Raw genomic sequence first — 22,996 nt, 5'->3', positions numbered from 1 at the left:
TGCCGGATGGCGGCTAACGCCTTATCCGGCCTACAAAACAACCTGTAGGCCCGGTAAGCGACAACGCCACCGGGCAAAACGGCTTATTCCGCGTTCTCTTTCACTCGTTTGAAATTCACGTCCATCTGCGGATACGGGAAGCTGATGCCTGCGGCATCGAACTCACGTTTAATACGTTCCAGCACATCCCAGTAAACATTTTGCAGATCGCCGCTTTTACTCCATGCACGCACCACGAAATTAATGGAGGAGGCGCCCAGCTCATTCAGGCGCACCGTCATTTCACGGTCTTTCAGAATACGCTCGTCGGACTGGATAATATCGGTCAGGATTTTTTTCACCTGGTCGATATCAGAGTCATACGCCACGCCAATGATAAATTCGTTACGACGCACCGGTTCGCGGGAAAAGTTAATGATATTTCCGGCAATAATCTTGCCATTCGGGATCACCACAATTTTGCCGTCCACGGTACGCATGGTGGTCGAAAAAATTTGTACGTTCAGTACCGTACCCGCGACGCCGCCGAGATCGACATATTCTCCCGCGCGGAAAGGACGGAACATCACTAGCAGTACGCCTGCCGCGAGGTTAGACAAAGAACCTTGTAAGGCCAGACCGACCGCTAAACCGGCGGCACCCAACACAGCGATAACGGAAGCCGTTTGTACGCCAACGCGCCCCAGAGCGGCAATCAGCGTGAAGGCAATAATGCCGTAACGCACCAGCGCAGACAGGAAGTCAGCCACGGTCGCATCAATATGGCGCGCCAGCATCAGGCGATTAACGGTATTGGAAACAATACGCGCCACGATCATCCCGATGATGATGATAGCGATAGCCGCAACGATGTTAACCGCATAACTCAGCAGCAGCTCCTGGTTGCGCACCAGCCAGGTGCCCGCACCATTTATGCTGTCGACAACATTCAAATCTTCCATTCAATATTCCTTGGTCATATCAAAAAAACGCAAATGAGATCATTCTCACGAAAACGACCTTTTAAAGGTAAACAAAAACAGTCGAATATGCCATTTTTCAACATGATCCCATCAAGGAAACGCGCAGCGTTAATACTCCGCAGGTCGATCGACCATTCTGAGAAATCCGCTCACTAATGCACTCTTCTGCTTAAAGACGTCGGCGATTTCACTCACCACTTTTCCGCTGCCCGCATTCTTCCAGGCGATAGAAAGCGGCGAAGGCTGGCGTGGATTGACCACTGAGCGGGCAACCAGCGCCCCGGACTCGACATACGGACGGCACAATCGCTCCGGTAAAAAACCGACACCGAGGCCGCTTAAATGGCAGGCCAGCTTGGTGCTAAGATCTGGAACCTTGATCTCTTTTTGTCCGCTCAGCAACCAGGCAACACGGCGCGTCAGCGTTCGCGAAGTATCTTCAATATTAATGGCGGGGTAACGGCGCAGCATATCGTCAGACAATACCGGCGCAGGATGGCTCGCCAAAGGATGACTTTGCGCCACCACAAACTGCCAGCTGATATCCCCCAGCGGCAGCAGAGAGATGTTATTGGAGAGCGACTCCGAGCCCGTCACGCCAATCGCTAACTGGAAGTCGTCATACAAAAGCGAATCCCACACGCCCATGTAGACCTGACGGGAAATTTGAAAACGGGTAAACGGAAACTGTTGATGTAACCACGTCAGTAAGTCCGCCGTGGTCTGCGGCTGATACAGCAGGTTATTGATAACGATATTCACCTGCCGCTCAACGCCTGCGTTGATCTGCTGAAGCTCGTCCGGCATTGCATCCAGCCAGTTAAGCCACTGGCGGCAATGCTCAAGCAGGTGCTGCCCGGCAAGAGTCAGGCTGACCGATCGGGTCGTACGTAAAAAGAGCTGCGTTCCCACCTGCTCCTCCAGCGTTTTTATGCGATAGCTGATCGCCGCTGGCGTTTTATGTAGCGAGCTGGCCGCGCGGGAAAAGCTCTCCGTCTCCGCAACCCGAATAAATGTGCGTATTGTTTCCTGATCGAGCATGCCTTCCCCTTGAGTCGACCATCTGTAACCACCGTTGCGCTATTGCTATCCCCAGTAATGTATCGGCGCCTGAAGTGTGTCCAACCGCGAGCAAACGCTGAATCGCGGGCTGCGGGTCGCGCTCTGACTGTAAACGACGCATCACCTTCAGCACCGGTATTGAAAACTCCCCCATTCTGGCGCTGTTCAGATAACTGCAACTTACCGATGTTGTAAGTTGCGCAAGCTGATCCGCCGGAGGTAAGAAATGCCCCAGCCGCGCAGAAAACCCGGCGGCATACAGCACGGCAAGCATACCCGTCAGCATATCATCGCCGCTGGGCGTCAGCCCTGGCCCGCACCCGATAAGCCAGCGCCAGTCTGGCATCATGCCATGATGCCAGCATGCAAGCTGCTTAATTATTTCAGGATAGTGCGGCATAGCCGTCAGCGGTTGATTTAACGCCCCGGAGAAGCCGCTGCGTTGCGTACAGAATGAGAGATCGACAGGAGCGACAGCAGCAGAACTCAGCGACACACGAAGTATGCGACGAGGGTCAAGCATTATGCCCTGCCCCCACAGGGTGTTCCCCTGTTTGATGAGTCGTTCAACATGGGCCACGCGGGAAAACTGCGTGGTGCTCAGTAACACGCCCGTCGGCCCCATTCCTTTCCCATAACGAAACAGCGTCAACAGCTCGCCACCGGAATGGCAAAAGTTAATCGCCTGCGAGAAGCGGCTGTGTAACGACCACTCACCATCGGGAAGTCGATAAAGTCCGGCACAGGCCAGAGGATTGATAATGCTCATCGGTACACTCCAGTATGCCGGATGGCGGCGTAAACGCCTTTACAGCATTGCCAGACCGTAAGCCCGGTAAGCGTAGCGCCACCGGGCAAAGCGATTACGCCGTGATGTGATGCAACTCCGCCAGCGCTTCCAGCGCTTTTTCAAAGCAAAGCAGCGGAGCGCGTACGGTTCCCGCCCCCACCTGCCCAATTCCCGCTTCACGATGGGCAATACCGGTATTAATCAGCGGCGTGATCCCCGTTTCAACAACGCGGCGAATATCCAGCCCCAGGCAGGCCCCCCTGAAATCCCAGGACGGAATCTGGAACAGCGGATTGCTGGACAGATAGATTTCAGCCATCTCTTCCGACGTTTCCAGCGCCGCCCCCATACCGCCTGCGCCGACAAAACGCGTTACGCCAGGCGCGGCAATCATTGCCGCGCCGCCGATCCCCAGCGTTTCCGTGATGGCGCTGTCGCCAATATCCGGGTTCGCATCGGCCTGACTGTAACCGGTAAAAAACAGCCCCTGCGGCGTGTTCACCGGCGCGGTAAACCAACGGTCGCCGGTGCCGCTTACGCGAATACCAAAGTCGCGACCGTTACGCGTCATGGCCGTAACGACCGATCCGGCTTTAATTTCCGCCGCCGCATCCATCACCGCTTTACTGTAGGCCATCGCCAGGTTGAGGAAGAACTGGTCGGTGACACTGAGGAATTGCAGCACATCAATGATTTCAGCCTTCGGACGATCCAGTCCGGCGATCACCGGCGACAACGTGCGCAGCAGCAAAGAAGAGGCGGCAATATTACGCTGGTGGAACTCATCCCCCATAGTGATCGCCTGCGCCATCAGCGCCGTCAGATCGACGCCGTTTTCCATCCGCGAGAGCGCTTCCTGCAACACCGGCGCCAGCACATCACGCATCCAGCGCAGGCGTTTCTGGACGTCATCGCCGTAAGCGCCGAAACGCATCACTTTGCCGATCCCTTCATTAAGGTTGCAGCAGGACAAGTTGCCATGCACCACGTCACGCACCACCAGCACCGGCATACTGGCGGAGGTGATACCGCCCATCGGCCCCACCGCGCCCACATGATGACAAGGAATAAACGCCACCTCACCTTGTTCCAGCATGCGTACGGCCTCTTCCTCGCTGGCCGCCCAGCCTTCAAACAGCGACGCGCCGATACAGGCGCCGCGCATCGGGCCGGTCATCTCTTCCCAGGCGATCGGCGGGCCGGCGTGCAGTAATTTACGTCCAGACGCTAATTCGTCCACCGCGTCTTTCGCCGGGCGTACCGCAACCCAATATGGGCGCGCGGCTTTGATTCGTTCAATAATGGCTTCGTTGGCCTGTGCAATAGATGAATACATATCCGTACCTCTGAACTTAATGTAACTGTTTGAGTAGACTGGCGAGACGGGCGTTGCCACCGGCAACGGGCGCCCACTGATAATGCACAACCGGCGTACCGCTGCTTTGCAGATCCAGCGCGAAGCTGCGCAACCCGGCGTTGATGACCTGCACGCCATCAAGAAGCGCGCTATGTGCTTGCGGTATGCCGCACTCCTGACGGCATGTAAGACTGATGGCGAGCAGGACGGCTTCTTCCAGCGTTTCCACCACCGCAATCCCGGCCTCGCGAAGTTTTTCCGCCTGCCCGCTGCGCCCCTGCGGGTCGGCATCAGTACCGGTCAGGGTGGCAATCACCACCAGCGGCGCGGCGCGTTTGGCGCGCACTTGCTCTATCGCCTCGACGACCGCTCCCGCCGGGTCGGCACAGGCGCCATAGCCCAGCACCACATCCAGCAGCAGCACGCCCACCGTCGGCATTGCGGTCAGTTTTTCAATTTCAATACTGCGGGTTGTTGGATCAATCATCGGATGAGGTCTGCCCAGGGTGTAACTGTCATCACCAAGGTCGACAATGCGATGGCCGCCAGCCTCCAGCATCACGCCCTGATCGTGGCTTTCGCTGACGGGGACGCCCAGCCCGGCGGAGAGCAGCATAGCGGCTTCGGCTGCCAGCGTGCCCCCGGCGTACAGGCCATAAATACCTTTCCCTGCCACTTCCGGCTGAATCCGTCGCTGTTGCGCCACGCGCATCAGCAGCACCGCCAACTGAGCGGCATCCGACAAGGAGTTCGCCAGCCAGACGTTACCTTCACGGCGCTGTTCCGGTTGACGCCCGAGGAACAACGCGACCACCGGTTTCCCCACGTTTTGCATGGCCGCAATGATGCGGGTTCGCACCTGCGGCGACGGCGGTTTGGAGACAAAAGCAATCACCCGCGTGGCGTCATCCGCAGCCAGCATGTCGAGCGCGGTCAGCGCGCTGATGCCGCCCACTTCCGCGCTCAGGTCGCGCCCGCCCAGGCCTATCGCATGGCTGATTCCCTGCTGATGCAGCGCAATCTGCGACGTCACTTCCTGAATCCCCGTCCCCGATGCGCCAATTACGCCAATCCCGCCTTCAGGCAGTACGTTGGCAAAAGCCAGCGGACTTCCGGCAATCATCGCCGTGCCACAGTCAGGCCCCATCACAATCAACCCCCGCTCGCGCGCCATTGTTTTCAGCTCGACTTCCTGTTCCAGCGGCACGTTATCGGAAAACAGCATCACGTTTTTATTCGCCAGCAGCCCCTCTCTGGCAACCGATGCGGCATATTCCCCGGCAACGGAAACTAACAGCAGATTGGCCTGGGGTAATTTTTGACATGCGCTCTCCCAGCGGCGCGCTTTGATCAACTGGTGCGAGCTGCCCGAGGCATTCGTCATTGCATTCAGTTCTTTCTCCAGTTGCTCACGAATCAAATCCAGAATGCCGGGCTGTTCGCCTTCGGTTCGCACCGCCACGCAAATATCGTTTGGCGTGGCATCGGCAAAATCGTCATGCCAGAACCCGGTTGAATCCAGCATCGACTTATTCGCTGGCGTGCCCATCATCACCGAGACCCGATCAACTTCCGGGCGTTCACTGAGTTTTCGGGAAATAATCATCAGGCTGACGGAGTCCTGAAAACTTCCCTTTTTAATAAAGGCGTAAATCATTACCGCTACCTCTTTATGTGCGTTTTTCTTTTAAAAACAACATGGCGAATAAACCGACAGCCAGCAGCGCGGCTGAAACATAGAAACTGGAAGCCAGACTTCCGGTGATATCACGCGCCGCGCCTGCAATAATGGGTGCCAGAATGGATGAACTCATGCCGATAAAATTAAATAAACCAAATGCCGTGCTGTAATTATTTTCATCGACGCTATCCGCCACCAGAGCGACCAGTACCGGGTCCAGCGCCAGTTTTCCGACAAGGCCATAAACGCACAGAGCGATAATGACGCCGGTCATATTTGGCATCCAGATAATTGACAGCATGCTGAGAATGGCAACGGGCACCAGGAACATAATTAATGGTTTACGCTTACCCAGTTTGTCAGACAGGCTGGAGAATAACAGCGCGCCAGGAATTGAAATCCACGCCACCAGCGAAGAAATAAATCCGGTTTCACTGCCCGCGATGCCACGTTCACTTTGCAGATAATAGGGAAGCCAGGTCAGAATAACGAAGAAACCAAACAGGCTACAGAACACCATAATATAGGTGATAATTAAATTACGGTTTTTCAGAAGGTCGCTGAAATTCCCTTTTTTTACCGGTTTGCCATCGGCTTCGGCCGTGCGCTTCTTCTCTTTCACAAACAACCAGATCGCAATCCCAACCAGCACGGAGGGGATCGCCATCGCGTAAAATGGCATACGCCATGAATACCCCTGGTCGTACACCAGCCAACTGGAGGTCATCAGGCCCAGCGCAATACCAAAGGCCATCCCGCTATTGATGATTGCGCTGCCCAGCGAGCGGTATTTTTTGGGGATCTGCTCGGAAGACAAGCCATACTGCGGGCCATAGTAAGTCCCTTCTCCCGCTCCCGTTACCACGCGGGCAAACAGCAGCGTATACCAGCTTTTCGCCCAACCGGTGACGGCGGTGAATACGCCAAAAAGAATAAACCCCGGCACCAGCACTTTCTTTTTGCCGATCTTATCGCCCAGAATGCCTGCAGGAACCTGAAGCAAAGCATAAGAAAAATAGAAAACTGAATTAAGAATACCTAATTGCGTACCACTTAAGCCAAATTCTTTTTCCAGCTCTCCCATTACCGGATTGAGTATCGTGCGGTCAGCGTACATAAAAATCCACCCTAACCAGAACAGGAAAACGGTGACCCACCAGGCCGGTATTCCTCTTTTATTCGTGACCTCAGTCACTTCATATGATCCAGACATAAGCAATCTCCCGGTAATATTTACCGCTGAACACCTCATGCTATCTGACATGATACGTGAGGTTTGATGTTTTAACTGAGGCTACCTTATCGGGGGAAAAATCCATTTCATTTGAACAAAATCACACAAAATCCATTGTTATAAATTCCTGGGAACTGACCGCTGCATTATTAAAAAAAGTCTAATAATCATTTTTAAAACAATTTAAATAAAAGAGATAAAAACGCCAAGGATTAGCGAGATATTTTTGTGGGTAAATGAGCTGTCGGTTACATCACATTATGAAAATAACAAGACGATATTTTTACCGCGAGATATTTCGCACAATGAGGTCATCATGAAAAAGAAAATCGTTATTGCCCTTGGCGGCAATGCGTTATTACAGCGCGGAGAAATTCTTAGCGCGGAAAATCAGCAGCGTAGCATTCAGGTATTCGCCAGAATGGCATCCGTACTGGCCCGGGATTATCAACTGGTGATTGTTCACGGCAACGGCCCGCAGGTGGGTCTGCTGGCGTTACAGAATGCGGCCTGTACAGACTCCCCCGCCTGGCCACTGGATATTCTGGTCGCCGAAAGCCAGGGAATGATCGGTTTTGCTATCGCTCAGGAACTGGCGTCATGCACCGGCGGCGCGCCCGTCACAACGCTGATGACCCGTGTGGCGGTCGATCTGCGAGATGACGCCTTTGCAACGCCCGGCAAGTATATCGGCCCGGTATATCAACCGGCGCAGCAGGCGGAGCTGGAAGCGCGCTACGGCTGGCAGATGAAAGCCGATGGCAACTATATTCGTCGGGTTGTTCCCTCTCCGACACCATTAAAAATTCTCGACAGTGACGCAATACAAACGTTGATAGATGCCGGACATACGGTAATTTGCTGCGGTGGCGGCGGCATTCCGGTTATCGCACAAGACGAGGGATACCAGGGAGTCGAAGCGGTCATTGATAAAGATTTAACGGCCTCGGTGCTGGCGCAGTCTCTCCACGCCGATCATCTGTTGATCCTGACGGATGCGGACGCTGTGTATGAGAACTGGGGAACGCCACAGGCGCGCGCGCTGCGCCATGCAACGGTAGAAGAACTGGCGCCGTTTGCCGCCCCCGATGGTGCGATGGGCCCCAAAGCCGCAGCGGTGATGCAGTTTGTTAAACAGACCGGGAACACTGCGTTTATCGGCGCGCTAAAAGATGCGCCACAGATTCTGGCGGGGGAAAAAGGCACCTGTGTGACGCGGTAAACTTTTTTTGCCGGATGGCGACGCGAAAGCGTCTTATCCGGCCTACGGGAAGCATGGTTGCCAATCGTAATCGCCATCCGGCAAAAAAAATGGCTTCCCGAAGGAAGCCATTTTTACAATCAGCAGGCTGAATTACAGAACGTCAATCGCGTTCAGTTCTTTGAAAGCCTGTTCCAGACGCGCGATCATGGAAGTCTGGCCGGCACGCAGCCATACGCGCGGATCGTAGTATTTCTTGTTCGGCTGATCTTCGCCTTTCGGGTTGCCCAGCTGACCCTGAAGATACGCTTCGTTATCTTTGTAATACTTCAGAACACCTTCCCAGGTCGCCCATTGGGTATCGGTATCGATGTTCATTTTGATTACGCCGTAGCTTACGGAGTCTTTGATTTCCTGAGCAGTAGAACCGGAACCACCGTGGAATACGAAGTTCAGGCTGTTGTGCGGCAGGTTGTGTTTCTTAGAAACATATTCCTGAGAGTCGCGCAGGATGGTCGGGGTCAGAACCACGTTACCCGGTTTGTAAACACCGTGTACGTTACCGAAGGAAGCCGCGATGGTGAAACGCGGGCTGATTTTGCTCAGCTCAGTGTATGCGTAATCAACGTCTTCCGGCTGGGTGTACAGTGCAGAAGCGTCCATGTGGCTGTTGTCCACGCCGTCTTCTTCACCACCGGTGCAACCCAGTTCGATTTCCAGAGTCATGCCCATTTTGGCCATGCGCGCCAGGTATTTGGAGCAGATTTCGATGTTCTCTTCCAGAGACTCTTCAGACAGGTCGATCATGTGAGAAGAGAACAGCGGCTTACCGGTCGCAGCGAAATGTTTTTCACCCGCGTCCAGCAGACCGTCGATCCACGGCAGCAGTTTCTTCGCGCAGTGGTCGGTGTGCAGAATTACCGGAACACCGTAGTGTTCAGCCATCTGGTGAACGTGATGCGCGCCAGAGATAGCGCCCAGGATTGCCGAGCCCTGAGGAACGTCGGTTTTCACGCCTTTACCCGCGATAAAGGAAGCGCCACCGTTGGAGAACTGGACGATGACCGGCGCTTTAACTTTCGCAGCGGTTTCCAGAACGGCGTTGATGGAATCGGTGCCCACGCAGTTAACTGCTGGCAGAGCAAAGTTGTTTTCTTTTGCTACCTGGAACACTTTCTGTACGTCATCACCAGTAATTACGCCTGGTTTTACGAAATCAAAAATTTTAGACATGTTTCGTTGTCCTGTATCGTCGGGCCTTAGAAAAAACACGAGCCGCCCTGAATGTCAGCACGGCAATAAATCAACGGGCAGGAATCCCTGCCCGTAACGATTACTTCTTAGCGCGCTCTTCGAGCATTGCTACTGCTGGCAGCACTTTGCCTTCCACGAATTCGAGGAATGCGCCACCGCCAGTGGAGATGTAGGAGATTTTGTCAGCAATGCCGAACAGGTCGATTGCCGCCAGAGTGTCGCCGCCGCCTGCGATGGAGAACGCTTCGCTGTCTGCGATCGCGTTGGCAACAATTTCGGTGCCTTTACGGAAGTTCGGGAATTCGAACACGCCAACCGGGCCGTTCCACAGAATAGTTTTCGCATTCTTCAGGATGTCAGCCAGTTTCTCAGCGGAGGTATCGCCCAGATCCAGAATCTGCTCGTCGTCTTTGATATCGTTAACAGATTTCAGGGTCGCGGTAGCGGTTTCGGAGAACTCTGTTGCTACGCGTACGTCAGTTGGAACCGGGATATCACAGGTGGTCAGCAGACGTTTCGCTTCGTCAACCAGGTCAGCTTCGTACAGGGATTTGCCCACATTGTGGCCCTGAGCGGCAACGAAGGTGTTTGCGATGCCGCCGCCAACGATCAGCTGGTCAGCGATTTTGGACAGGGAGTCCAGAACGGTCAGTTTGGTAGACACTTTAGAACCGCCAACGATAGCCACCATCGGGCGAGCCGGTTCTTTCAGCGCTTTACCCAGCGCATCCAGTTCTGCCGCCAGCAGCGGACCTGCGCAAGCGACGTCGGCGAATTTACCGATACCGTGGGTAGAAGCCTGGGCGCGGTGCGCAGTACCGAAAGCGTCCATCACGAATACGTCGCACAGCGCAGCGTATTTCTTAGACAGGGCTTCGTCGTCTTTCTTCTCGCCTTTGTTAAAGCGAACGTTTTCCAGAACCACCAGTTCACCGGCGGCCACTTCAACGCCGTCCAGGTAATCTTTTACCAGGCGAACCGGATTGGACAGTTTGTCTTTCAGGTAGTTAACAACCGGCAGCAGAGAGAATTCTTCGTTGTACTCGCCTTCGGTAGGACGACCCAGGTGGGAAGTAACCATCACTTTCGCACCCTGTTTCAGGGCCAGTTCGATGGTCGGCAGGGAAGCGCGAATACGCGCGTCGCTGGTTACTTTCCCTTCTTTAACTGGAACGTTCAGATCCGCACGGATAAAAACACGTTTACCAGCAAGATCCAGATCGGTCATCTTAATTACAGACATGGTGAATCCTCTCATTGATTCATAAAGTTTTGCAGACGTCATGCGCTTCATCCTTTTGAAGGATTTTGCGCATGGAATGTCCTACTTGAAACCAACTGCGGCCATCGCTAACGTCGTGTCGAGCATTCGGTTAGCAAAGCCCCATTCATTATCGCACCAGACCAATGTCTTGATCAGGTGGGCGCCACTGACCCGGGTCTGGGTGCCATCAACGATGGCGCTATGCGGGTCGTGGTTGAAATCTATCGAGACCAACGGCAATTCCGTATAGTCAACTATACCATGAAATGCCCCATGTGCTGCTTTTTGCAGCAACTGGTTGACTTCATTGGCTTTTACCGGCTTTTTCACCGTCACGCTTAAGTCGATCGCCGTCACATTTATGGTCGGTACGCGTACCGCAATCGCCTCAAAACGGTCGTTGAACTGCGGGAAAATTCGCGTAATGCCCGCCGCCAGTTTGGTATCAACCGGAATAATCGACTGGCTGGCGGCGCGGGTGCGTCGCAGATCGGAATGGTACGCGTCGATCACCTGCTGATCGTGCATGGCGGAGTGGATCGTCGTGACGGTTCCCGACTCAATGCCGTATGCATCATCTAACAATTTAATGACGGGGATGATGCAATTCGTGGTACAGGACGCATTCGATACGATGCGGTGTTCCGCACGCAATTGCTCCTGGTTCACGCCAAACACGACGGTGGCGTCAAGATCGTGGCTGCCGGGATGTGAAAAGAGCACTTTTTTCGCGCCAGCGGCAAGATGCGCCTCGCCGTGTTCACGATTACCGTACACGCCCGTGCAATCCAGCACGACATCAATACTCAGTTCGCGCCAGGGCAGCGCATCCAGCGTTCGCTCGTGCAAAATGCGAATCGTGTCGTCACCGACGATGAGCTGCTCGCGCTCCTGGCGAACATCCCATGCAAAACGTCCATGGCTGGTGTCATATTTCAACAAATGCGCCATGCCCGCAGCATCCGCAAGTTCGTTGATTGCCACCACGCTGATTTCCGCCCGGCGTCCTGATTCATACAAAGCACGAACCACGTTACGCCCGATGCGACCAAAGCCATTAATCGCTACGCGTACGGTCATAGGTCTCCTGCAAGGCTATCCCGATTCAGATGAGGCAGACAGAGTAATCCAGCAAATCGTCGAGGAAAACCTTACCTGTCGCAAACTGCGACTGATTGATTATTTGTCGAACATTTAATCGACTGAAACGCTTCAGCTAGAATAAGCGAAACGAGGAATAAAAGGAATGATTGTCCAGTCAAAGAAGCCAGTTATCTGACCTGCATCACACTTTCGCCCCCTTCAGCGCCCAATTTATTCCATATTCCAGAATGGCGAATAAGCGTAGCAATATCTTTTCGTTGCCGCGTCACAAATCCTGATTTATATCAGGAAGTACGTGAGCCAGCGTCTATATTATCAGCGCTACGTCCGAGTCTCGGAGTCCCCAAACCATGACAATGCCGCCAGTTCCCTCATCTGCCGCACGCTTTTATGCGCTGCGCCTGCTTCCCGGCCAGGAAGTTTTTTCACAACTACACGCGTTCGTCCAACAGCACCAACTGCGCGCCGCGTGGATAGCCGGGTGTACCGGCAGCCTGACTGACGTCGCGCTGCGATTCGCCGGGCAAGAGGAAACCACCCTGCTCACCGGAACGTATGAGGTCATCTCCCTGAACGGCACGCTGGAACTCACTGGCGAACACCTTCATCTCTCTGTTTCCGACCCAAAAGGCGCAATGCTGGGCGGCCATATGATGGCAGGCTGTACCGTTCGCACCACGCTTGAGCTGGTCATCGGAGAGCTTAACGCGCTGGCGTTTAGCCGCCAGCCCTGCGCTGTTTCCGGTTATGAAGAACTGGTTATCTCACCCCGTTAACGTTTCACTCAGTAAGAGGTTTTCTATGGCGCGTCGCCAGTTTTCCAGCCAGTCCCTGGCTTTGATCGTGATTGCTATCGCCATCAATATGATCGGCGGACAGCTCATCAGCATGTTGAAGTTACCGGTTTTCCTCGACTCCATCGGGACGTTGATCAGCGCCGTCCTGCTCGGCCCGATTGTCGGCATGTTAACCGGGTTGCTCACCAACGTACTCTGGGGATTATTAACCGATCCCATCGCCGCCGCCTTTGCGCCGGTCGCGATGGTGATTGGTCTGGTCGCCGGTTGGCTGGCGCGTGCCGGATGGTTTCGCACCCTGCCAAAAGTGGTGGCCAGCGGCGTGGTGATTACGCTGGCGGTCACAGTTGTCGCCGTGCCGCTGCGAACCACGCTGTTTGGCGGTGTGACCGGAAGCGGCGCCGACCTGTTTGTCGCCTGGATGCACTCTGTCGGTCAGAACCTGGTGGAGTCCGTTGCGATTACCGTCCTGGGGGCGAATCTGGTCGATAAAATCCTGACCGCGATTATCGTCTGGGTGCTGTTGCGCCAGTTGCCATTACGCACCACGCGCCATTTCCCAACGATGTCGCCCGTGCGCTAATGCACCCTTTTACCTCGTTAACGCTCTGGGCGCTGGCCGCCTGCACCACGCTGCTGCTTCCTGCCGGCATGGCGCTCACGCTGTACAGCGCGGCGACGTTTCTCTGTTTACTGGGGATAAGCGCCACGCGCCCGCGGGCGAAATATGTCGCGTGGCTGATGTTTTCTCTGGGGTTCGGCCTATGGCTGGTACACGGAGGCTGGCTGACCGAGTGGATCAGCGGCCAGCCGCGCGATCCGCAACGCTGGCAACACGCCGTCACGCTCTGGCTACGGATTCTGGCGATAGTCTCCACCTCACAGTTGTGGATGCAGTACGTGCCGGTTCGCCAGTTTATTCGCGCCCTGTTCGCCTCACGCCTGCCGCCGGGTATCGCCTACCTGTTTGCCGGCCCGCTGCTGGTTGTCGAACAGCTAAAACGCCAGCTGTCGATCATTCATGAAGCCCAGCGCGCCCGCGGCGTGCCGCTGGACGAACGTTGGTATCAGCGACTTCGCGCCATGCCTGCGCTTATCGTTCCGTTAACGCACAATGCGCTCAACGATCTGGCGGTTCGCGGCGCGGCATTGGATATGCGGGCGTTTCGTTTACATCGCCGTCGCACCACATTGTGGGCGCCGGAGGACAGCGCCCGGCAACGGGTCGCACGCTACAGCATGATACTGGCGATGCTGGTCGAAACCGGAGTGTGGATATGGTTACGCTAGAGCAGTTCCGTTATCACCCGACACATGCGACGCGCGCCCCGCTGTGCTTCGATTTTCATTACGACACGCCCGGTATCGTGGCGATTTTTGGCAATAACGGCAGCGGAAAAAGTACGCTGGCGCAGTTAATGGCGGGCTGGTTTCCCGATTTTCTTCCCGGCACGATCGACGGCAAAGGCGAACTGTTATGCACGCCCATAGGGCAGCGCTCCCTGGCGGAACACGCGCAAACCATCCAGCTTGTCCAGCAGTCGCCCTGGCTGCAACTTTCCGGCTGTACCTTCAGCGTGGAGGAAGAGATCGCGTTCGGCCCGGAAAACCTTGCGCTCAGAGAAGCGGAGATCCTGCGTCGCGTTGATGCCGCGCTCTCGCTGACGGAATGCCAGCCATTGCGCCATCGCCACCCGGGTACGCTTTCCGGCGGGGAAACCCAGCGCGTGGTGATTGCCAGCGCACTCGCTATGCAACCGAAACTGTTGATTCTTGATGAAGCGTTCAGCCGTTTAACGGCTCAGGCCACGGCGCTGCTGCTGACGCGTTTACAGGACTGGGCGCATACGCAACAGGCGTTAATCATTCTTTTTGAGCGTGACCCCGCCCCCTTTCTCGCCTATTGCGATCGCACATGGCAGTTGCACAACGAAGGATTATCTTTACGATGCTGACGCTAGAACAGGTGACTTTTCGCTGGCCGGGCGCCGCTACTCCCTGCCTTCACGATATCTCACTGACGCTGAACGCAGGGGAATGGCTGGCGCTGACCGGTGATAACGGCGCGGGGAAATCGACGCTTCTGCGCATCATGGCTGGCTTACTCACTCCGTCATCCGGCGACGTGCTGCTTCAGGGAACGCCGATTGCGCAACGCAAAAACCGCGAACGCGCGCAGATTCTCGGCGTGCTGTTTCAGGAAGCGGAAAACCAGCTTTTTCACAGTAATGTCGCCGAAGAGGTCGCTTTTGGCTTGCGGCTACAAAAGTTGCCGCCGACCGAAATTGCGCAACGCACCGCTACGGCGCTGAAATTATGCGCTCTGGAAGAGGTCGCGGATATGCATCCGTTAGATCTTCATACGGCGCAACGCCGTATGGTCGCCGTTGCCAGTCTTGACGTCATGAGACCAGCAATTCTGATGCTTGATGAACCCAGCCGGGATTTTGACGCCCACTGGCTGGCAATCTTTGAAAACTGGCTCGCGGTTTGCCGACAACGGGGAACCAGCGTGGTGGCGATCAGTCATGACGCCGCTTTTACGCAGCGCCATTTTTCCAGGGTGGTTCGTCTGCATAACGGAGCCATTACTGAGGCTCGTCAGGCAACGCCTGCGCAAGACGATACTCGCCCTTTGCCGTCATCTCTAACGTAAGACTCGCAGGTAAGCTGTTTTCCAGCACCCGACAAACGTTAGGCCCGTCGGTACGGTCAAAAAACATCTGCGCCTGCTCTTCGCTCAGCCCTCCTGCCTGTTTACGTGCGATTAAACGGCCGCGCAGCACATCGGCAGGCGCGCGGATAAACAGTGAATAATCGCAATACTGCCGTAGCTCGCGCCAGGACGGCGCGTTATACAACAGCCAGTTTCCTTCAATAATAACGACAGGCGCCGTCACCTGAATGGCATTTTCGACAGGGTCATGCAGTTGGCGATCATATTGAGGCCAGGTTGCATTTTGCTCATGGAGCTGACGTAAATTACTCGCCAGTTTTTCAACGTTAAAGGTTTCAGGCGCACCTTTAGCGGCGCGCAGTTCATGCTCATCCAGCCAGCAATTATAATGATGGAAGCCATCCATCGGCAGCGTCTGGATCGTCGGTAATTCTGGATCGTTACGCGACAGATATTCCCAGAAGGTGGTGAGCGTTGACTTTCCTGTTCCTGGCGGGGCGCTCAGAAAAATAACGGTGCGGCGCTCAGGTGTTTTCGCGTTTAATGTTGCCAGATGCCGTAACAGCGGTTTATGGACATTTTCTACTTCATCGTCATCATACCAGGCGTCAGTCATCAGCCCATTAATCTGGAGCGATATTTTCACGGTGTTAATTCCCTTAATATCGTCGTTACCGCTAAAGCCAGCCCGGTTTTGATCATGGTGACAAAACGTATTTCTGAATAGATGGCGAAATCGGCAAACTTCATTGATTTCAACGAATTGTAGAGTGTGGCATTCGTCGTTATGCTATTGACGTTACTCATAAAATCCCAGGTGATATCATCAGAAAAACGGGGGATTTCACGCTGTTCACGTAAATACTGATAAAACTGAGAGAAGTGAATCACATCGGCATACAGCCATTTATCCATTTTTCCCAACGCATAAATCAAACGTATTGCCACATCAATGTCATCAAGCGGGCCGCTTTGAGCCAGTAACGGCTTCACTGCATATTCGACGATTTCTTCATCGTTATTGACGAATAATGACGGCAGAAAATTTTTGATGGCCTGCAACAGGATGTCATTTGCGGTTGCCATAAACGAAAGTAAATTATCCTGAGCGTCCAGTTGCTCAAGTACATCATCTTCTGTCAACGTCGTCATGCGTTTCTCGATAAATCACCAGCAATGCAGAGAGTCTATTATATTACACGTTCGATCGATGCCGCCGATCAGTAATGTTTGCGTACTGACGCCATTTTCCGTTTTCTGCACGCCATGTAACAGATCGCCTCCCGTTACGCCCGTTGCTGAAAACAGAATATCCTGGCTTCCCACGAGTTCATCCAGCGTATAAACCCGGTTCACCGCTACCCCCATTTGCTTACAGCGGCGTAACTCATCGTTCGCGATCAATCGGTGTTCCGCCGTTTCACCTTTCGCCTGACAAAAGTCAATCAACTCAGCCTGCATATCACCATCAAGCGCCTTCACGGCGCAGGCTGATATCACCCCTTCCGGCGCGCCGCCAATAGCGTACATCACATCGAACGGATGATGTTGCTGGCAGGTTAATACGCTGGCGGCGACATCGCCATCCGGCAAGGCAAACACCTTGACGCCAAGCTGCGCGGCCTGCTGAATAACCGCCTGATGGCGCGGTTTATCCAGCGTCGCCATACGCAACGACGTGAGCGGCTTATTCAGCGCAGCGGCAATATTACTCAGGTTCTCTTCCAGCGATAACGCGAGGTTAATCGCCCCTTTCGCCTGACGGTTAACCACCAGTTTGCGCATATACATGTCAGGCGCATGCAGCAGGCTCCCCTGCGGCGCCAGCGCCATCACGGACAACGCATTATTCTGCCCCATCGCCACCATGCGCGTTCCCTCAATCGGGTCGACGGCGATATCCACGCTCGGCCCAGTCCCGGTTCCGACCTCTTCACCGATATACAACATCGGTGCATGGTCGATTTCGCCTTCGCCGATAACAATTTTGCCCCGCATGGCAACTTCATTTAATGACTGACGCATGGCTGTCACCGCCAGTCCATCGATTTTGTTTTTATCGCCGCATCCGGTTTGCGGCCAGGCAGCAAGCGCTGCCTGTTCCGTAATCCGAAAAAGCGGCCACGCCAGAGACATCATGCCGCCGCCTCCCCAATATCTACGCCAAACTGCGCCAGCAAATATCTCTCCGCGTTTTCATTCCAGATGCCGTGCGTCTCTTCAACCAAACGCGCCAGCGCTTTGAATAACGGGTCGTTTTTTCCTTTTTCGGCAAAATCGGCGATAGCGGTCAGCGGCATGGTCACGCCGTTATAAATGAGTTTTTTCCCGCCCGGAATATTGGGCAGGTTAAGCACCGTTTCCGGGACGGCATCCAGCCCACCAATGTGCGTTACCATAAATGAAGGCTGTAGTTGCCCTGTGGCGCTCAACGCAATGGCCTCTTTCATGTCATCGGTCGAACCACCGGACGTTCCCACAACATGGGTACTGTTGTAATGCACGTTGTAGAAGTTAAACGGAACCTTAAAATCTTTATCCGTTGGGCCCGCGAAAAAGTTCAGACAACCGTCTTCAGCCAGCAGTGTATCGGCCATTTCCACCACCGCCGGGACGGCGGCATAAACGAAAACGTCATCGAAACCCGCATCTTCCGTTAGCGCACGCAGTTTTGCCGTCGGGTTTTCCATGCCGCAGGTATTCACATAAACAAGCTCAATCCCCTTCGCCGCCGCCAGCTCGACCGGCAGCAGTTTTTTCGCTTGTGACAGACGGGCTTCATCAATATCGACCACCACCACTCGCGAAGGCTGGATACCACCGTTGATGGCATAATCAATGGCGCCGATCCCCATCGGCCCGGCACACGCCAGAAGCGCAATATTACCGCCGGGTTTCACCCCCATGCGGTGCTCATAAACATAAGGCGTCGTGTGGTAGTTCGCATTGTATGCGCCGATAATACAGCACATGGGTTCTGCCAGTGACGCCGCCGCGAAATAGGAGCCGTGATACGGTAAAACACAGCCGAGGTTAATCGCCAGCTCAGGAATAATCATATACGTCGCATTGCCGCCAAAATATTCATAGCTATATCCCGCTGAATATCCGCTGGGCAACCCCATCGCCGGTTGCAACACAAAGCGTTGTCCCTTTTTATATTTATCGGTCAGGTTTTTCCCCACTTCAACAATAATACCTGCACACTCATGACCAGTAATAACCGGGTGATTCTCTAAGTCATCAGGCACACGTTTATGCTCGCTACCTAACGTGGCGGCTTTCCATGTCGATAAACACACGCTGTCTGATATTACACTCACTAACAGTTCATTATCTGTAATTTCAGGCAATTCAAACTCGCGGATGCGAACATCCTGCTTACCATAAATAGCAGCGACTTTGGTCTTCATAGTTACTCCGAAAAATTGATGATGCTAATCCGCGATGAGTTTTTTAAATAATTCATCCAGCAGTGGGTCACCGATGTAATTTTTAATTAACACCGTGGGCTTATTACTCACACGCTTAACGCGGCCCTCAAGGCTGGCATGCGTCACGATAATATCGGCGTCATCAGGAACATTTTCGATAGCATGATGAGCCACCGCAATCACCAGACCGGCTTTCTCCAGACGCTTACGGAATGTCGTTGCTCCCATCGCGCTGGAACCCATTCCGGCATCGCAGACAAAAGCGATACGTTTAATATTCTTATAAGAAAATGCGCCTTCCTGTTTCATTGCTTTCACGGCTTTCGCAGACTCTGCGAAATGGTCTTCTTCATTCTCCGTTTCAACGCTCTTTTCCATTTTCAGGATGATCGAAGTCACGATGAAGGTCACCAGCGTTCCCGCCGTTACACCCGCGATCGTAGCCAGGAAAGATCCTTTCGGCGTCAGCGCAAGGTACGCGAAAATCGAACCCGGACTTGGGCCTGCAACCAGTCCACCGCCTAACAGATTAAACACCCAGGTTCCCGTCATCCCGCCAGCGATCATCGCAATCAGCGTTAACGGTTTCATCAGTACATACGGGAAGTACAGCTCGTGAATCCCCCCCAGGAAGTGGATGATCATCGCTCCCGGCGCGGATTTTTTGCTCATACCACGGCCAAAGAAGGTAAAGCCCAGCAGCAGCCCTAATCCCGGGCCAGGGTTAGAGGCCACCATGAAGAAAATCGATTTCCCCGTCTCCGACGCCTGTTGCATCCCCAACGGGTAATAGACGCCCTGATCAATCGCGTTATTCAGAAAGAGAATTTTCGCAGGTTCGTTAATAAGCGACAGCAGCGGCAGATAACCGGCATGCACCAGCGATTCAATACACTCTTTCACAAAATTATTCGCGATGAGCACTGCCGGGCCAATCACCTCAAACCCCAGCAGGCACAGGAGCATCCCGGCAATCCCCAGAGAGAAGTTATTAATCACCATCTCAAAGCCAGCGGGAATACGCTTGTCCAGCAGTCGGTCGATATGTTTAATCACCAGCCCACCAAGTGGCCCCATGATCATTGAGCCGAGGAACATAGGAATATCCGCGCCTATAATGACGCCAATCGTACCAATTCCCCCCATCACCGCGCCTCGTTTCCCGCCCACCAGATGGCCGCCAGTAGAACCGATCATTACTGGCAGCAAATAGGTGATCATAGGGCCAACTATTTTGGCGAAATGTTCATTCGGTAGCCAACCGGTTGGAATAAATAAGGCAGTAATAAACCCCCAGGCAATAAATGCGCCGATATTGGGAATGACCATTGCAGTCAAAAAGCCCCCAAAAGCCTGGACCTTTGCACGAGCAGACTTGTGTTCCATAATAATATCCTGTAGAGGAGAAATTAATTATGCGCGAGCAATAATATCCGCTAGCTGTTTTTCAGATGTCGCTGTTAACAACTCAGTAAGAATTTCATCTTCACATAATAATTCACTTAACGCCTGAATAGCGCAAATGTGAGAGTCCGCATCTGCGGCGGATAAACCGATTAATAGTTTGATCGGATCATCTTCTGTAAACTTCACTTCTTGCCGGAGGAGTGTTAACGACATCCCCGTTTTTAAAGCACCACATTCAGGACGCGCATGCGGCATTGCGACGCCTGGCGCCAGAATATAATAAGGCCCATTGGTTAATGTGGACTCTTTAATGGCCTGAATATACCGTGAGTTAACATAATCATGAGAAAGCAGAGAGGACATGGAAAAATCAATTGCTTCGCGCCAGTCAGTCGCTGCATTTTTTATTGCTATTGACGATTCAGGGAAATAATCAATCAGCCGCATAAATTATCCTTATTTATATAGGGTACTGCTTATCGTTAAAAACAAAATACTCGCGCGGCAAAGCGAAATCAATCGAGGGGAAAAATGCGAAGAAGGAGAAAGTGTTTTTTTAGAACCCAATAAAAACAGACAGTTAAAAACATAAAAATAAAAAGCAACCATATTTATGTGCTATTTATCACAATTACATCAAATCACTAAATATCAAATATGTGAATTAGATCAAATATAGCCACTTGTCTGAACGAAATTATTTATAATCCCTTTATAAAAAACGGGCCGCCTGAGCGACCCGTTCGGTGTTGTATCGTGATTACAGCAGTTCTTTTGCTTTCGCGACAACGTTATCAACGGTAAAGCCGAACTCTTCGAACAGCAGCTCAGCAGGCGCAGACTCACCGAAGGTGGTCATGCCGACGATAGCGCCATTCAGGCCCACGTATTTGAACCAGTAGTCAGCGATACCCGCTTCCACTGCCACACGAGCGGAAACCGCTTTCGGCAGTACGGCTTCACGGTAAGCGGCATCCTGCTTGTCGAAAGCGTCGGTAGACGGCATGGAGACCACGCGCGCTTTCACGCCTTCGGCAGACAGTTTGTCCCATGCGGCAACGGCCAGCTCAACTTCAGAACCGGTTGCGATGAAGATCAGTTCCGGCTGACCGGCGCAATCTTTCAACACATAACCACCGCGCGCAATGTTCGCCAGCTGCTCTTCGGTACGTTCCTGCTGCGCCAGATTCTGACGGGAGAGGATCAGCGCGGTCGGGCCGTCCTGACGCTCAACGCCGTATTTCCACGCCACTGCGGATTCAACCTGGTCACACGGACGCCAGGTGCTCATGTTCGGCGTTACGCGCAAAGAAGCCACCTGCTCTACCGGCTGGTGAGTCGGGCCATCTTCGCCCAGACCGATGGAGTCGTGGGTGTAGACCATCACCTGACGCTGTTTCATCAGCGCAGCCATACGCACCGCGTTACGGGCATATTCCACGAACATCAGGAAGGTCGAGGTGTACGGCAGGAAACCACCGTGCAGGGAGATGCCGTTAGCGATGGCGGTCATACCGAACTCGCGCACGCCGTAATGGATGTAGTTACCCGCAGCATCTTCGTTGATGGCTTTAGAACCCGACCACAGGGTCAGGTTGCTTGGCGCCAGGTCAGCGGAACCGCCGAGGAACTCAGGCAGCAGCGGCCCGAACGCTTCAATCGCATTCTGAGACGCTTTACGGCTGGCGATTTTCGCCGGGTTAGCCTGCAACTTAGCGATAAATTCATTCGCTTTCGCGTCGAAGTCAGACGGCATTTCGCCTTTCATACGACGGGTAAATTCAGCGGCTTCCTGCGGGAAGGCTTTTGCATAGGCGGCGAATTTCTCATTCCAGGCCGCTTCTTTTGCCTGACCGGCTTCTTTCGCATCCCACTGCGCGTAGATTTCAGACGGGATTTCGAACGGCGCGTATTTCCAGCCCAGCTGTTCGCGGGTCAGTGCGATTTCAGCATCGCCCAGCGGCGCGCCGTGAGAGTCGTGCGTACCCGCTTTGTTCGGGGAACCGAAACCGATGATGGTTTTGCACATCAGCAGGGACGGTTTGTCAGTAACAGCGCGCGCTTCTTCAACCGCGCGTTTAATCGCTTCAGCATCGTGACCGTCGATACCGCGCACAACGTGCCAGCCGTAGGCTTCGAAACGTTTAGCGGTGTCATCAGTGAACCAGCCTTCAACGTGGCCATCGATAGAGATACCGTTGTCATCGTAGAACGCGATCAGTTTGCCCAGCTTCAGCGTTCCTGCCAGAGAGCAGACTTCATGGGAGATACCTTCCATCATGCAGCCATCGCCCATGAAGGCATAGGTGAAGTGATCCACGATATCGTGGCCTGGACGGTTGAACTGCGCCGCCAGTGTTTTTTCCGCAATCGCCATACCGACCGCGTTCGCAATCCCCTGACCCAGCGGGCCGGTGGTGGTTTCAACACCTGCGGTGTAACCCACTTCCGGGTGGCCCGGCGTTTTGGAGTGCAGCTGACGGAAGTTTTGCAGCTCAGACATCGGCAGGTCATAGCCGGTGAGGTGCAGCAGGCTGTAGATCAGCATGGAGCCGTGGCCGTTAGACAGCACGAAGCGGTCACGGTCAGCCCAGGAAGGGTTCTGCGGGTTGTGGTTCAGGAAATCACGCCACAGGACTTCGGCAATGTCAGCCATACCCATAGGGGCACCCGGGTGACCGGATTTGGCTTTCTGTACTGCGTCCATGCTCAGCGCACGAATAGCATTGGCAAGCTCTTTACGTGAGGACATTTTGACTCCAGATCGGATGA

At 53.9% G+C, this 22,996-nt stretch carries 22 protein-coding genes; 6 read left to right on the top strand and 16 right to left on the bottom strand.

The features are described from left to right. Positions 1-83 precede the first annotated feature (83 nt). From OGX93_RS15875 to OGX93_RS15850, 6 genes are all read right to left on the bottom strand, one after another. The gene (locus OGX93_RS15875; RefSeq protein WP_012135025.1) at positions 84-941 is read right to left on the bottom strand and encodes a small-conductance mechanosensitive channel MscS; all 858 of its coding nucleotides are present in this window, start codon (positions 939-941) and stop codon (positions 84-86) included. 129 nt (positions 942-1,070) lie between these two features. Then, positions 1,071-2,003 carry an HTH-type transcriptional activator AllS gene (allS, locus tag OGX93_RS15870; protein ID WP_058668063.1) on the bottom strand — a complete coding sequence of 311 codons (933 nt, stop codon included), beginning with the start codon at positions 2,001-2,003 and terminating at the stop codon, positions 1,071-1,073. Then, positions 1,921-2,793, bottom strand: a complete 873-nt coding sequence (locus OGX93_RS15865; RefSeq protein ID WP_286449021.1) for an oxamate carbamoyltransferase subunit AllH family protein — start codon at positions 2,791-2,793, stop codon at positions 1,921-1,923. Before OGX93_RS15865 ends, allS begins: the two co-directional genes overlap by 83 nt. 94 nt (positions 2,794-2,887) lie before the next feature. Further along, on the bottom strand, positions 2,888-4,150 hold the full coding sequence (locus OGX93_RS15860) for a YlbE family protein (protein ID WP_283317544.1): 1,263 nt from the start codon (positions 4,148-4,150) through the stop codon (positions 2,888-2,890). 16 nt (positions 4,151-4,166) lie between these two features. Then, positions 4,167-5,828, bottom strand: coding sequence for an acyl-CoA synthetase FdrA (locus OGX93_RS15855; RefSeq protein ID WP_286449023.1), 1,662 nt, complete (start codon positions 5,826-5,828; stop codon positions 4,167-4,169). Between the two features lie 13 nt (positions 5,829-5,841). After that, positions 5,842-7,065: an MFS transporter gene (locus OGX93_RS15850; RefSeq protein WP_012135031.1), complete on the bottom strand. Its 1,224-nt coding sequence runs from the start codon at positions 7,063-7,065 to the stop codon at positions 5,842-5,844. 337 nt (positions 7,066-7,402) lie between these two features. Here OGX93_RS15850 and OGX93_RS15845 point away from each other — a divergent pair, with 337 nt between their 5' ends. After that, positions 7,403-8,308, top strand: a complete 906-nt coding sequence (locus tag OGX93_RS15845) for a carbamate kinase (RefSeq protein WP_115181176.1) — start codon at positions 7,403-7,405, stop codon at positions 8,306-8,308. A 132-nt stretch (positions 8,309-8,440) separates the two neighbouring features. Here OGX93_RS15845 and fbaA read toward each other — a convergent pair whose 3' ends face one another. The 3 genes from fbaA to epd all read right to left on the bottom strand — a co-directional run bounded on the left by fbaA (position 8,441) and on the right by epd (position 11,885). Next, positions 8,441-9,520 (bottom strand): class II fructose-bisphosphate aldolase, encoded by a 1,080-nt coding sequence (fbaA, locus tag OGX93_RS15840; RefSeq protein ID WP_012135034.1) that lies wholly within the window; start codon positions 9,518-9,520, stop codon positions 8,441-8,443. Between the two features lie 100 nt (positions 9,521-9,620). Further along, entirely contained in the window at positions 9,621-10,784 is a 1,164-nt protein-coding gene (pgk, locus tag OGX93_RS15835; protein ID WP_024130932.1) for a phosphoglycerate kinase, read from the bottom strand. 81 nt (positions 10,785-10,865) lie between these two features. After that, entirely contained in the window at positions 10,866-11,885 is a 1,020-nt protein-coding gene (gene epd / locus OGX93_RS15830) for an erythrose-4-phosphate dehydrogenase (RefSeq protein ID WP_012135037.1), read from the bottom strand. 374 nt (positions 11,886-12,259) lie between these two features. Between epd and OGX93_RS15825 the strand changes: the two genes are divergently transcribed. From OGX93_RS15825 to OGX93_RS15805, 5 genes are read left to right on the top strand one after another with little or no spacing between them, the layout of a single operon-like run. Continuing rightward, entirely contained in the window at positions 12,260-12,685 is a 426-nt protein-coding gene (locus OGX93_RS15825) for a PPC domain-containing DNA-binding protein (RefSeq protein ID WP_012135038.1), read from the top strand. Positions 12,686-12,710: 25 nt separating this feature from the next. Beyond that, positions 12,711-13,289, top strand: a complete 579-nt coding sequence (locus tag OGX93_RS15820) for an ECF transporter S component (protein WP_012135039.1) — start codon at positions 12,711-12,713, stop codon at positions 13,287-13,289. Continuing rightward, a complete protein-coding gene (locus tag OGX93_RS15815) occupies positions 13,289-13,996 on the top strand; it encodes an energy-coupling factor transporter transmembrane component T (RefSeq protein WP_012135040.1) in 708 nt (235 codons plus the stop codon). The genes OGX93_RS15820 and OGX93_RS15815 overlap by 1 nt, the downstream gene beginning before the upstream one ends. Beyond that, positions 13,984-14,661 carry an energy-coupling factor ABC transporter ATP-binding protein gene (locus tag OGX93_RS15810; RefSeq protein WP_286449024.1) on the top strand — a complete coding sequence of 226 codons (678 nt, stop codon included), beginning with the start codon at positions 13,984-13,986 and terminating at the stop codon, positions 14,659-14,661. The genes OGX93_RS15815 and OGX93_RS15810 overlap by 13 nt, the downstream gene beginning before the upstream one ends. Further along, complete coding sequence (locus OGX93_RS15805; protein ID WP_134769081.1) at positions 14,655-15,362, top strand: ABC transporter ATP-binding protein; 708 nt, start codon at positions 14,655-14,657, stop codon at positions 15,360-15,362. The genes OGX93_RS15810 and OGX93_RS15805 overlap by 7 nt, the downstream gene beginning before the upstream one ends. On the opposite strand, the gene OGX93_RS15800 is transcribed toward OGX93_RS15805, so the two are convergent. The 7 genes from OGX93_RS15800 to tkt all read right to left on the bottom strand — a co-directional run bounded on the left by OGX93_RS15800 (position 15,295) and on the right by tkt (position 22,976). After that, complete coding sequence (locus OGX93_RS15800; RefSeq protein ID WP_115625893.1) at positions 15,295-16,029, bottom strand: nucleoside/nucleotide kinase family protein; 735 nt, start codon at positions 16,027-16,029, stop codon at positions 15,295-15,297. The genes OGX93_RS15805 and OGX93_RS15800 overlap by 68 nt on opposite strands. After that, positions 16,026-16,535, bottom strand: coding sequence for an MltR family transcriptional regulator (locus OGX93_RS15795; protein WP_047461374.1), 510 nt, complete (start codon positions 16,533-16,535; stop codon positions 16,026-16,028). Before OGX93_RS15795 ends, OGX93_RS15800 begins: the two co-directional genes overlap by 4 nt. A gap of 15 nt (positions 16,536-16,550) precedes the next feature. Beyond that, a complete protein-coding gene (gene glpX / locus OGX93_RS15790; protein ID WP_058668073.1) occupies positions 16,551-17,522 on the bottom strand; it encodes a class II fructose-bisphosphatase in 972 nt (323 codons plus the stop codon). After that, a complete protein-coding gene (locus tag OGX93_RS15785; RefSeq protein WP_286449026.1) occupies positions 17,519-18,796 on the bottom strand; it encodes a zinc-binding dehydrogenase in 1,278 nt (425 codons plus the stop codon). Before OGX93_RS15785 ends, glpX begins: the two co-directional genes overlap by 4 nt. A gap of 24 nt (positions 18,797-18,820) precedes the next feature. Then, positions 18,821-20,203, bottom strand: coding sequence for a PTS mannitol transporter subunit IIBC (locus OGX93_RS15780; protein WP_012135047.1), 1,383 nt, complete (start codon positions 20,201-20,203; stop codon positions 18,821-18,823). Between the two features lie 27 nt (positions 20,204-20,230). After that, positions 20,231-20,671: a PTS mannitol transporter subunit IIA gene (gene cmtB, locus OGX93_RS15775; protein ID WP_286449028.1), complete on the bottom strand. Its 441-nt coding sequence runs from the start codon at positions 20,669-20,671 to the stop codon at positions 20,231-20,233. Positions 20,672-20,984: 313 nt separating this feature from the next. Then, the gene (tkt, locus tag OGX93_RS15770) at positions 20,985-22,976 is read right to left on the bottom strand and encodes a transketolase (RefSeq protein WP_024130933.1); all 1,992 of its coding nucleotides are present in this window, start codon (positions 22,974-22,976) and stop codon (positions 20,985-20,987) included. Between the last annotated feature and the right edge of the window lie 20 nt (positions 22,977-22,996).

This window comes from Citrobacter sp. CK195, assembly GCF_030333365.1.
In the GTDB taxonomy this organism is placed as follows: Bacteria; Pseudomonadota; Gammaproteobacteria; order Enterobacterales; family Enterobacteriaceae; genus Citrobacter_B; species Citrobacter_B koseri.
Note: the sequence above shows the minus strand (reverse complement) of the source record. Positions and strands in the feature narration are given on the sequence as shown.

What these genes read in the sequence shown, in the direction of transcription:
- OGX93_RS15875 (WP_012135025.1), bottom strand. Translation starts at nt 941, where the DNA reads ATGGAAGATTTGAATGTTGTCGACAGCATAAATGGTGCGGGCACCTGG.
- allS (WP_058668063.1), bottom strand. Translation starts at nt 2,003, where the DNA reads ATGCTCGATCAGGAAACAATACGCACATTTATTCGGGTTGCGGAGACG.
- OGX93_RS15865 (WP_286449021.1), bottom strand. Translation starts at nt 2,793, where the DNA reads ATGAGCATTATCAATCCTCTGGCCTGTGCCGGACTTTATCGACTTCCC.
- OGX93_RS15860 (WP_283317544.1), bottom strand. Translation starts at nt 4,150, where the DNA reads ATGTATTCATCTATTGCACAGGCCAACGAAGCCATTATTGAACGAATC.
- OGX93_RS15855 (WP_286449023.1), bottom strand. Translation starts at nt 5,828, where the DNA reads ATGATTTACGCCTTTATTAAAAAGGGAAGTTTTCAGGACTCCGTCAGC.
- OGX93_RS15850 (WP_012135031.1), bottom strand. Translation starts at nt 7,065, where the DNA reads ATGTCTGGATCATATGAAGTGACTGAGGTCACGAATAAAAGAGGAATA.
- OGX93_RS15845 (WP_115181176.1), top strand. Translation starts at nt 7,403, where the DNA reads ATGAAAAAGAAAATCGTTATTGCCCTTGGCGGCAATGCGTTATTACAG.
- fbaA (WP_012135034.1), bottom strand. Translation starts at nt 9,520, where the DNA reads ATGTCTAAAATTTTTGATTTCGTAAAACCAGGCGTAATTACTGGTGAT.
- pgk (WP_024130932.1), bottom strand. Translation starts at nt 10,784, where the DNA reads ATGTCTGTAATTAAGATGACCGATCTGGATCTTGCTGGTAAACGTGTT.
- epd (WP_012135037.1), bottom strand. Translation starts at nt 11,885, where the DNA reads ATGACCGTACGCGTAGCGATTAATGGCTTTGGTCGCATCGGGCGTAAC.
- OGX93_RS15825 (WP_012135038.1), top strand. Translation starts at nt 12,260, where the DNA reads ATGACAATGCCGCCAGTTCCCTCATCTGCCGCACGCTTTTATGCGCTG.
- OGX93_RS15820 (WP_012135039.1), top strand. Translation starts at nt 12,711, where the DNA reads ATGGCGCGTCGCCAGTTTTCCAGCCAGTCCCTGGCTTTGATCGTGATT.
- OGX93_RS15815 (WP_012135040.1), top strand. Translation starts at nt 13,289, where the DNA reads ATGCACCCTTTTACCTCGTTAACGCTCTGGGCGCTGGCCGCCTGCACC.
- OGX93_RS15810 (WP_286449024.1), top strand. Translation starts at nt 13,984, where the DNA reads ATGGTTACGCTAGAGCAGTTCCGTTATCACCCGACACATGCGACGCGC.
- OGX93_RS15805 (WP_134769081.1), top strand. Translation starts at nt 14,655, where the DNA reads ATGCTGACGCTAGAACAGGTGACTTTTCGCTGGCCGGGCGCCGCTACT.
- OGX93_RS15795 (WP_047461374.1), bottom strand. Translation starts at nt 16,535, where the DNA reads ATGACGACGTTGACAGAAGATGATGTACTTGAGCAACTGGACGCTCAG.
- glpX (WP_058668073.1), bottom strand. Translation starts at nt 17,522, where the DNA reads ATGATGTCTCTGGCGTGGCCGCTTTTTCGGATTACGGAACAGGCAGCG.
- OGX93_RS15785 (WP_286449026.1), bottom strand. Translation starts at nt 18,796, where the DNA reads ATGAAGACCAAAGTCGCTGCTATTTATGGTAAGCAGGATGTTCGCATC.
- OGX93_RS15780 (WP_012135047.1), bottom strand. Translation starts at nt 20,203, where the DNA reads ATGGAACACAAGTCTGCTCGTGCAAAGGTCCAGGCTTTTGGGGGCTTT.
- cmtB (WP_286449028.1), bottom strand. Translation starts at nt 20,671, where the DNA reads ATGCGGCTGATTGATTATTTCCCTGAATCGTCAATAGCAATAAAAAAT.
- tkt (WP_024130933.1), bottom strand. Translation starts at nt 22,976, where the DNA reads ATGTCCTCACGTAAAGAGCTTGCCAATGCTATTCGTGCGCTGAGCATG.